This is a genomic window from Streptomyces ipomoeae 91-03 (assembly GCF_000317595.1).
GTDB classification, from domain to species: domain Bacteria; phylum Actinomycetota; class Actinomycetes; order Streptomycetales; family Streptomycetaceae; genus Streptomyces; species Streptomyces ipomoeae.
The window spans coordinates 1-9,263 of the sequence record NZ_AEJC01000147.1 but is presented as its reverse complement, the minus strand read 5'-3'; the positions used below and the strand labels follow the sequence as shown (position 1 = coordinate 9,263).

Annotated in this window: 12 protein-coding genes; 5 read left to right on the top strand and 7 right to left on the bottom strand. The window is 70.9% G+C overall.

The annotated features are described in order from the left end of the window. The first annotated feature begins 83 nt into the window (after window positions 1-83). Window positions 84-578 (top strand): MarR family winged helix-turn-helix transcriptional regulator, encoded by a 495-nt coding sequence (locus STRIP9103_RS09290; RefSeq protein ID WP_048819973.1) that lies wholly within the window; start codon window positions 84-86, stop codon window positions 576-578. Between the two features lie 37 nt (window positions 579-615). Here the strand turns inward: STRIP9103_RS09290 and STRIP9103_RS09285 are convergent, their stop codons facing one another. Both STRIP9103_RS09285 and STRIP9103_RS09280 read right to left on the bottom strand, forming a co-directional pair. Then, complete coding sequence (locus tag STRIP9103_RS09285; RefSeq protein WP_009305915.1) at window positions 616-1,485, bottom strand: helix-turn-helix transcriptional regulator; 870 nt, start codon at window positions 1,483-1,485, stop codon at window positions 616-618. Window positions 1,486-1,818: 333 nt separating this feature from the next. Further along, a complete protein-coding gene (locus STRIP9103_RS09280) occupies window positions 1,819-2,553 on the bottom strand; it encodes a type 1 glutamine amidotransferase family protein (protein ID WP_234022160.1) in 735 nt (244 codons plus the stop codon). Between STRIP9103_RS09280 and STRIP9103_RS09275 the strand changes: the two genes are divergently transcribed. From STRIP9103_RS09275 to STRIP9103_RS09260, 4 genes are all read left to right on the top strand, one after another. Next, window positions 2,552-3,436, top strand: coding sequence for an SDR family oxidoreductase (locus STRIP9103_RS09275; protein WP_048819972.1), 885 nt, complete (start codon window positions 2,552-2,554; stop codon window positions 3,434-3,436). The two genes, STRIP9103_RS09280 and STRIP9103_RS09275, sit on opposite strands and share 2 nt — an antisense overlap. A 296-nt stretch (window positions 3,437-3,732) precedes the next feature. Beyond that, complete coding sequence (locus STRIP9103_RS09270) at window positions 3,733-4,116, top strand: hypothetical protein (protein WP_009305902.1); 384 nt, start codon at window positions 3,733-3,735, stop codon at window positions 4,114-4,116. Beyond that, on the top strand, window positions 4,113-4,700 hold the full coding sequence (locus STRIP9103_RS09265; protein ID WP_009305921.1) for a hypothetical protein: 588 nt from the start codon (window positions 4,113-4,115) through the stop codon (window positions 4,698-4,700). Before STRIP9103_RS09270 ends, STRIP9103_RS09265 begins: the two co-directional genes overlap by 4 nt. Before the next feature lie 54 nt (window positions 4,701-4,754). Beyond that, entirely contained in the window at window positions 4,755-5,249 is a 495-nt protein-coding gene (locus tag STRIP9103_RS09260) for a DUF6098 family protein (RefSeq protein WP_009305908.1), read from the top strand. Window positions 5,250-5,415: 166 nt separating this feature from the next. On the opposite strand, the gene STRIP9103_RS09255 is transcribed toward STRIP9103_RS09260, so the two are convergent. The 5 genes from STRIP9103_RS09255 to STRIP9103_RS09235 all read right to left on the bottom strand — a co-directional run bounded on the left by STRIP9103_RS09255 (window position 5,416) and on the right by STRIP9103_RS09235 (window position 9,192). Beyond that, window positions 5,416-6,393, bottom strand: a complete 978-nt coding sequence (locus tag STRIP9103_RS09255) for an SDR family oxidoreductase (RefSeq protein WP_009305906.1) — start codon at window positions 6,391-6,393, stop codon at window positions 5,416-5,418. A 151-nt stretch (window positions 6,394-6,544) separates the two neighbouring features. Then, window positions 6,545-7,024 carry a flavin reductase family protein gene (locus tag STRIP9103_RS09250; RefSeq protein WP_009305900.1) on the bottom strand — a complete coding sequence of 160 codons (480 nt, stop codon included), beginning with the start codon at window positions 7,022-7,024 and terminating at the stop codon, window positions 6,545-6,547. 101 nt (window positions 7,025-7,125) lie between these two features. Further along, on the bottom strand, window positions 7,126-7,932 hold the full coding sequence (locus tag STRIP9103_RS09245) for a SigB/SigF/SigG family RNA polymerase sigma factor (RefSeq protein ID WP_009305924.1): 807 nt from the start codon (window positions 7,930-7,932) through the stop codon (window positions 7,126-7,128). Window positions 7,933-8,206: 274 nt separating this feature from the next. Continuing rightward, window positions 8,207-8,719, bottom strand: coding sequence for a hypothetical protein (locus tag STRIP9103_RS09240; protein WP_048819969.1), 513 nt, complete (start codon window positions 8,717-8,719; stop codon window positions 8,207-8,209). A gap of 122 nt (window positions 8,720-8,841) precedes the next feature. Then, entirely contained in the window at window positions 8,842-9,192 is a 351-nt protein-coding gene (locus STRIP9103_RS09235; protein ID WP_009305922.1) for a MarR family transcriptional regulator, read from the bottom strand. Window positions 9,193-9,263: the final 71 nt, after the last annotated feature.

Here is a 9,263-nt window from a genome sequence, read left to right as displayed (position 1 = left end):
GGCGCCTCACTGTCACCGCGCGGCGGAAACACGGCATGATCAGTGGAATGAAGGCCATGGAGGACCGGGCAGGCGGTGGGGCAGTGGGTGAGCAGGCGGAGATCTCGTCGCCGAAGGAGGCCGCGGACAACGCGCTGGTGCTGGCGTTCGGGCGGTTGCAGGGAGCCGCGAACCGGCTGGAGTACATCCTGGGGCGGGCGCTGGAACAGGAGTGCGGGATCAGCCATCTGATGTTCGAGGTGCTGCTGATCCTGGGGCGGGCCGGTGAGCCGGGCCTGTCGATGCGGGCCATCGCGCAGGAACAGGTGCTGACCACGGGCGGTGCGACACGTCTGGTGGACCGGATGGAAGCCGCCGGGCTGGTCGAGCGCGCCGAGGACCCCGGCGACCGGCGGGGCCGCCTGGTGCGGCTGACCCCGCTGGGGGCGGAGACCACCGTGCGTGCTTCCCGGCTGCACGTGGAGAACATCCGTCGCTACTTCCTGGCGCCGCTGCCGCCCGAGGACCGGGAGCGGTTCGCCGAGAACCTGCGCATCCTGAGCCATTCCGCGCGGGACGAGCTGCCCCGCCTGCCCTGACGGCGCGGCGTCGGCGCCGTCTGCCGAGGGGATGCGGTCAGGCCGGGCTGTCGCTGGTCGTGTAGTCGCGGTCCGCTGCCCAGGAGGCCAGCAGGCGCAGGCTGTCGTGGGTGGGCGTGCCGGCTTCGGCGGTCCAGACGATGATCTGCAGGTCGGAGTCGGCGGCCCAGGTCACGGCGTTCCAGTCGAGATGCAGGTCCCCGACGACGGGGTGGCGCAGATGCTTCGTTCCGGTGTCCCTGACGGCGACGTTGTGGGCGGCCCACCACTGGCGGAACTGGTCGTCCTGGACGGAGAGTTCGCCCACGATGGCGGCCAGCCGCGCGTCCCCGGGGTTGTTCGCGTTGTGCATGCGCATCTGGGCGATGGCCAGCCGGGTCACTCCCTCCCAGTCCGCGTACAGCTCGCGCATCGCGGGGTCGGTGATGAGCAGCCTGATGTAGTACCGCTGTTTCTCGGGGATCTTCGAGAAGTCGGTGATCAGGGCGGCGCCCATGGTGTTCCAGGCGACGATCTCGGTACGCGGCCCGATCACGAACGCGGGGGTGTGCGCCATGTCGTCCAGCATCCGCTGCAACTGGGCCTGGACCTTGGGGCGCGGCCGACGCCGGGGCGGGCGGAAGTCGTCCCTGGCCGCGAGCTCGTACAGGTAGGCACGCTGGTCGTCGTCCAGGCGCAGCACCCGCGCCAGGGACTCCAGCACCGACGGTGACGCCTGGATACGGCCCTGTTCGAGGCGGGCGTAGTAGTCGGTGCTGATGGCGGCCAGCACGGCGACCTCCTCACGGCGCAGGCCCGCCACGCGACGCGGGCCGCCGTCGGGCAGACCGACAGTGGCCGGGTCGAGCTCGGCGCGGCGCGCCTTGAGAAATTCCCCCAGGTCGTTGCGGTGAGGATCGCGGTTCATGTCACCAGCCTGACACGGGGCAGCAGCGCTGTGAGGGGGAAAGTTTTGTGCCTGGATGCTCCCGTCCCTGTGCCTGGATGCTCCCGTCCGGTTCAGCATCGGCCCTCTCGGGCAGACCGGCCGCCATGCGCTGATTCGGCCACCACGGCAGACCAGCCACCACGGGCAGATCGGCCACGACGGGCAGATCGGCCACGACGGGCAGATCGGCCGCCTCGGCGAGTTGGACGACGTATCCACGCCGACAGCGACGCCCGCGCCGGTGACGGCTACAGCCTGTCCCGGCAGCCCAGGCGCGGTCGCCGGCCACCGGGACGGTCGTCGGTGCGGGCGTCAGCCGAGCGCCTTGATGACATCCCGGCCCAGGGGGACGGCCGACATCGGGTTCTGGCCGGTGTAGAGGGTGCGGTCCACCTCGATGTGCGGGGTGAACGGCGCGGCCTCGCGGCAGTTCGCGCCCAGGTCGGCCATGAGACGGTGCCGGACTCGCCGTCGGCGTCCACGGTGGCCGGCGGCGCGGCCGGGCCGTGGCACACCAGCGACACGAGTTTGCCGGAGGCCGGCCACTCGGTCGGCAGCCTGCCGGGGGCGGCGTTGCCGGGCAGGTCCGCCATCGGACCCCAGCCGCCCGGGTGGAACACGGCCGCGTAGTCGTCGATCGACCCTGACGTCCTCGCTGCGCATCGGGTTCGCCGGCTCGGTCGCCTCGCGCGGCGCGGTCTTCATCCGCTCGGCGCCCTCGGGGCCGCCGCTGAACTCGGGCGTCAGGCTCAACGCGTCGGCCGTCCTCAACGCGTCGGCCGTCCTCAACGCGTCGGCCGTCGGCGGGACGCCGCCCGGGGTGGTGGCGACGGCGATCTCGTGGCCGGTCTCCTTCAAAACGGCGTACGGGCCGAGGGCCTCCTCGGCCCAGAACCCGGCCGGCTGCCGGTATCCGTTCGCCGAGGTCCGTCGGCCGGAGGGGTGGGGTGGCCGCGTATGGAGCCTGATGGGCAGGGCACTCGGGTACACGCGTGGTGTCCGCGAGGACATCAGTGGCGGAACCAGGTGACGAAGGGCTGTGCTCATGAACGACAACGGGGAGCGGAACCCGGTCGAGCGGCATCCCCGGCCGGACTTTCCGCAGCAGGACCAGGATCATCCCGGTTGGACCGGCCCCATGGACCCGCCGCCCGACCACGGTGAGGACTCCTACCGCGGCAGCGGGCTGCTCAAGGACCGCAGGACGGTGCTGACCGGCGGGGACTCCGGAATCGGCCGGGCGGTGGCCCTGGCCTTCGCCCGGGAAGGTGCGGACGTACTGTTCACCCATCTGCCGGAGGAGGCCGAGGACGCCCGGGAAACGGCCCGGCTCGTCGAGGACGCCGGGCGGAAGGCGATCTCCGTCCCCTGCGACGTCCGTGACGAGGAGCAGTGCCGTCACCTGATCGAACGGGCGGTCGCGGAATTCGGCCGGATCGACGTGCTGGTCAACAACGCCGCCTACCAGATGTCGCAGCCGGACGGTATCGAGGCGATCTCCACGGAGCAGTTCGACCGGGTCATGCGGACGAACCTGTACGGCATGTTCTGGCTGTGCAAGATGGCCCTGCCGCACATCCCCGCGGGCGGGTCGATCATCAACAGCACCTCCGTACAGGCCTACAAGCCCAGTCCGCACCTCCTCGACTACGCCACGACCAAGGGCGCGATCGTCACGTTCACCCAGGGGCTGGCGCAGATGGTCGCCTCGGACGGCATCCGTGTGAACGCGGTGGCGCCGGGGCCCGTGTGGACGCCGCTGATCCCCGCGACGATGCCGGACACCAAGGAGTTCGGGAAGCAGGCGCCGCTGGGCCGGCCCGCCCAGCCCGCCGAGATGGCACCCGCCTATGTGTTCCTCGCCTCCGACCGGGCGAGCTTCATCACGGCGGAGATCCTCAACGCCACCGGCGGCACCCCGCTGCCCTGAGCGGCAGTCGAGGCTCCGAACGGTCACCTCCAGGCCGTCGGCACCGACTCCGCCGGCCACCACCGCCAGTATCTGAAGAGCCGGGTGGCGGGCGGGCCGCCGAGGCGACGGTCGGGGGCCCAGGGGTTCGGTCGGTGTTCGTAGTTCGGTAGGTGTTCGCAGTTCGGTCGGTGTTCGCAGGAGTGATGCCGGGGGCTGAGGAGAGGAGGAGAGGCGCGGGTGTGCCCTGGTGACCGCCGGGGTACCCGAGGATTCCTCCGGCTTCCGACTTCCGGTACCCCAGGGAGGAGGTCCGCATGGCTGCCACGCCCCGCCCTGCGAGTGATGACGCGCTCGCGCTGGCCCAGGGAGTCTTCAATGTCGCCGGCGGCCTGTGGCCGCTCGTGCACCTGCCCAGCTTCGAACGGGTCTTCGGTCCCAAGACCGACCGGTGGCTGCAGAGGACCATGGGCGGAATGCTGGTCTCCGCCGGAATCAGCCAGCTCATGGCCGCGGCGACGCCAGAAGGGCGTGCCCATGCCCGCCTCACCGGTATCTGCGCCGCCGGCACACTTCTCACCGCCGACCTCGTCTACGTGCCGACAGGCCGTATCCGCCCCACCTACCTCCTCGACGCGGCCATGCAGGCGGGCTGGCTCCGCGCCTGGCTGCGCACAGACCACGAGGGAGCATCCCGGTGACTCATCGAACGCGCTCCGACACCCTCCCGTTCGCACCCGGGAAGGCCACGGACACCGGCACGGGCCCGAGCACGGAGACGAACCTGCTCGGCATCTACCTCAACGACCACCTGGCCGGCGCCACCGCGGGCGCCGACCGCGCCCGTCATCTGGCACGGTCCTGCCGCGGCACTGCGATCGCCCCGGCGATGGACGAGATCGCCACCGAGATCGCTGAGGATCGGCAGCGTCTGACGGACCTGATGGAACAGCTGAACATCCCGACCCGCCGCTACAAGGTCTGCGCGGGCTGGGCGACCGAGAAGCTGGGGCGGCTGAAGGGAAACGGCAGGCTGGTACGTCGCTCGCCGCTCACCACGCTGGTCGAGCTGGAAGCGCTGCGGCTGGGAGTGACGGGCAAGATCGCGCTCTGGCAGACCCTGCGGCAGCTCAGCGACCGTGAGGAACGCCTCGACCCCCATCTGCTCGACGACCTCCTCCAACGCGCCCAGCGACAGCTTCGGACCCTGGAGGAACTCCACCTGCAGCAGACCACGGCCGGCTTGCGGACACCCGAGCGAACGAGCTCGGGAGCACATCGATGATGACCGAACAGACGCCGTGACGAGGACAGCGACGAAGACAGCGACGACGATTCGATGAGCACCCGAGGCGAACTCCCCGTCCTGCGGACCCTCAGCGACCTGGCGGCCCTCGTCCGGCGTGTCCCCCACCTCTATGTGCGCTGGTCACACGGCCCCGAGGCGGATCAGGACCTCACCGCGAGCAGGGACGGACTCACCGGCGTACGTCTGCCGGGACTGTCCGCCAATCCACTCGACCTGGAGCCCTGGTGGGAGGACCGGCCCGTCGAACTGTGGGTGGCCCGCCGCCTGTACGACTACTCGCACCTCCCTCGGGAGAAGGGACCGGGGGTCCGTCCCTGGGTCCTGCGGGGCCGGGTCGAGGGGCGGGGGCCCGACAACGAACCCTTGGTGCGTGATGTGGAGCCCATCAGCTGGATCGACGAGACGATGATCAAAGAGGCCCGGGAGAGGATGGCCCATCAGGAGGGCGAGTGGGGACCCATGCAACGCGAGCCCGACGAGCCGGCCAACGGTTCCGCGAACGGCCACGCACCCCGCCGGGGCTGACCGCACGAGCCCTGCCGGGGGCGACCGCACGCACCCCGCCGAGGCCGACCACCGGAAACGTCATCGCCCATCACGACGGCCGACCACCACCGGGCCGGCCGCCCTTCGGCACTCCGGGACCGCCGCCGTGAACCGTGTGCGCCCCCGCCTCAGTGCGCCCTCCGCCTCAGTGCGCCCGTGCCCGGCGCGCGACGCCCGCCATCGCGCCGGCCAGCAGTGTGGCGGTGGTCAGCCGTCGCATCGCGGTCCGGCGTCGGCCGCCCCACCCGCCGTGAACGGCACCCTCCCCGGGCTCCGGAACGTGCAGGTTGCCATGGCCGGCCGGGGCGGACTCCTTGCGGGAGAAGTGCGTCCGGTCCGCCTGACGGGCCATCATCCGCTCGACGAGCCCGGGCATGACCCTGGACTCCAGCACCAGGGAGCGGCCCATCGGCCCCACCACGACCTCGCGCCGAGGTACCCGCACCAGGTCCACGATGACCCGGGCGACCCGCTCCGGGCTGTAGACCGGGGGCATGGCCACCGGTTTGCGGCCCGTGTAGTTGGCCGCGTGTTCGAACAGCGGTGTGTCGATCGTGGCGGGCAGCACCGTGCACACATGGATGTCCTTCGCCTTGTCGAGCAGCAACTCCTGGCGCAGGCTCGCGCTCAGCGCCCGTACGGCGTACTTGGACATGCCGTACGCGTGCGTGTACGGCTGACTCACGACGCCGGCGATCGAGGAGACGTTCACCAGCGTGCCCCGACCCTGGTCGCGCATCACGCGAAGGGCCGCGCGGGCACCGTGCACATAGCCCATGACGTTGACGTCGAGGACCTTGCGGAAGTCCTCGAGGGGCACCTCCTGGAAGCGGCCGAAGACGGTCACGGCCGCGGAGTTGACCCAGACGTCGATACGGCCGAAGCGTTCCGTCACGCGACGGGCGAGGTCGTCGACGGCCCCTGCGTCCGTCACGTCGGTCGGCACGGCCAGGGCCTCCGCGCCACGGTGGCGTTCGCACTCCTGCCTGACCGCTTCCAGCGCTTCCGCCCGCCGCGCGGCCAGGACCACGGCGCATCCTCTGCGGGCGAAGGCGAGGGCGGTGGCCCGCCCGATGCCACTGGACGCCCCGGTGATCACGACCACGGAATCACGCACTCGCATCGACTACCCCTTCCAGACGGTTCCTCCGATAGATCACCTAATCACCGGATATGTTCCTTCGCCGTTCGGCAGGGGCCCTTGGGGTGCTTCCTTACGCCATCGGCCGGGGCTTCGGCCCCTACGGAGTCACGCGCCCCACGGCGCCACGTCATCAGGCCGGGTGGCCGGGGACGATGTCCCGGGTGTCGCCGAGCCGCAGCACAGGACCGTCGGCTCGACTGCCCCACTGCACGGGTGTGAGGACGAAGCCGACGTGATCGCCTCCGTCGACGCGGCGCTCGACGGTGCCGACGAACCAGGCCGCCGCATCCTCCAGGACGACCGCCCCACCGTGCCCCCGCGCCCACCGCACCTGCGTGAACTTGTCGACCCGATCGCCCGTCTGCCCCCCGAACACCGCCGCCAGATCGTGCTGGTCCCGGGTGAGCAGATGGACGGCCAGGCAGTCCGCGGCGCGGGCCACGCCGTACGTGTGGTTGGCCTTGGAGACCCACACCGCGAACCGCGCCGGCCGGATGGAGCACTGCGAGGAGAACCCGACCAGACACCCCGCCCGTTCCCCTCCCGCCACGGCCGTGACCACGCACATCTCGGGGTTCAGCCGCCCCATGAACGCGTCGACGTCGGCCACGTCCCACACTCCGTCCACTGTGCCCCTCCCCCGCACCACACCGGATCACCGCGACGAGTGCCCCTCTTCGCCCTCGGCTCACGGATCCTCGGCAGCCGGACTCACGCCGCGCGCGCTTCGGCGGTCTCGGCCAGTACCTCCTCGCGCAGTTGGGCGCAGCACCTGCTGAGCAGCCGCGACACATGCATCTGCGAGATGCCGAGCTGCTGGGCGATGCGGCTCTGTGTCATGCCGCCGAAGAAGCGCAGGTAGAGGATGGTCCGTTCGCGCTCCGGGAGCCTGCGCAGATAGGGGCCGACGGCGAGGCGGTCCACGATGGCGTCATAGCCCGGCTCCGCCCCGCCCAGGCCGTCCACCAGGGAGTACCCGTCGGTGCCGGGCATCTCGGCGTCCAACGACAGCGTGGCGAAGCAGGTCAGGGCGTCCATCCCGGCGCGTACCTCGGCCTCGCTCAGATGCGCGTGGTCGGCGATCTCGGCGATCGTCGGGGCCCGGCCGGGTGTCGTCTGCGCCAGCTCCCTCGCGGCGCGGCGCACCCGGTTGCGCAGGTCCTGGACACGGCGCGGGACGTGCAGCGCCCAGGTGTGATCACGGAAGTGGCGCTTGATCTCGCCGGTGACCGTGGGTACGGCATACGCCGCGAAGGCGCGTCCGCGGTCCGGGTCGTAGTGGTCGACGGCCTTGACCAGTCCGAGAGCCGCCACCTGGTAGAGATCCTCAAGAGGCTCGCCGCGCCTGCCGTAGCGGACAGCGATCCGCTCCGCCATCGGAAGCCAGGCGCGGACCAGTTCGTCCCGAAGGGAATTCCGCTCCGTTCCCGCGGGCAGCCGTGCCAGGCGGGCAAATGCTTCGGCTGTGTCGGGCGCGTCGTCGTGCGGATGCTGTCGTATTCCGTCGGTGGTACGCATCGTGTGCGCCTCCGTCAGCGATGTGCTTTTGGACGGAAACCGTGGGAACGACGCACGGACGCGGCACCAAGGGCCGGGCGGAGCCGGTTTCCCACGGGCGTGCCTCCGGTCCGAAGCACTTTCTTGAGATTCCCCCGCCCACATCGGCAAAACATTTCCGGAAAAATCGGACAGGAGTTTTGGGAGTGGCGACTTTCCGAATTCGAGGGACTCCGGATAGTGAAAGGCCGGGGAATGTGAACCGAATAGTGGGATTCCAGCCGCGCGACCGGGGTCAGCCGCCCAGGACGCCGGGCAGCGCCAGCGCGCCGAGTGCGGTGGCGCCCAGCAGCAGCCAGGCCACGTAGTCGCCGAGGTGGCCGGACTGCAGGTGGCGCAGGGGCCGGGTCCAGCGTGGGGCGGCGCCCCGGTCGGGCCGGGTCACGGCCAGGGCGGCGAGGGCCGCGGCCAGCAGGGTGGAGAGGAGGGCGAGCGCGATTCCGGGCGGCGTCCAGTGCACCGGGGTGGGGGCTCCGGTCGAGTCGGCTGCGTTCACGGCTCGGGCCACCAGGTCGCCGAAGCCGGGGCCGACACCGACGGCGAGGGCGGCGGTGAGCAGGAGCGCGGGTACGGCCGTCATGGTGTCCGGTACACGGCGCAGTGGGCCCTCGGTCTCGGGGGGCTCGTCGGAGCCGGTCGTCTCGTAGTCCTCCGCGTCGGCGGGGCGCGGGCCGAGTCCCCAGAACACCCGGGAGGCCACGCGGAGCACGGCGGCGACGGTGAGCGCCGAGGCGGTGACGTGCGGCATCCAAGCATCGCCGGGATGACCCGATGTGACGACGCGCAGGCCCGGCCGCACGAGTGCCCGCGGAAGGGGCGGCGAAACGGCGCGCGCAGATGTGGGGCCCTCCGGCTCGTCGAGCCGTTCGCTCAGCGCTCGGCGCGTGCCTCCGGGACCCTGCCGTGGCGTTCGACCTCGTCCTTGATCAGCATCGAGAGGAGGGAGGTCACGGTCAGCCCGGCTTCGGCGGGGTGGCGCAGGATCTTGGCCGCATCGATCTGGTACGCGTTGGCGCGCCCGTGACGTGTGCGGGACAGATAGCCGGCGCGTTCCAGATCGGAGATGATGTTCTGTACGGCACGTTCCGTGAGCCGGCAACGTTGGGCGATGTCACGGATGCGTGTGTGGCGGTCGTCGGCGATGGCGGCCAATACGCGAGCGTGGCTGGTGAGGAACGTCCATCCGGTATGCGTCTCAGGCATTCCACCCACTCCAACCATGACCAGATCATGCGATCACGCAGATGAGCCTTCGAAGGACGAAGAGTGACTCCGTCGAATCGTCGGCAGCG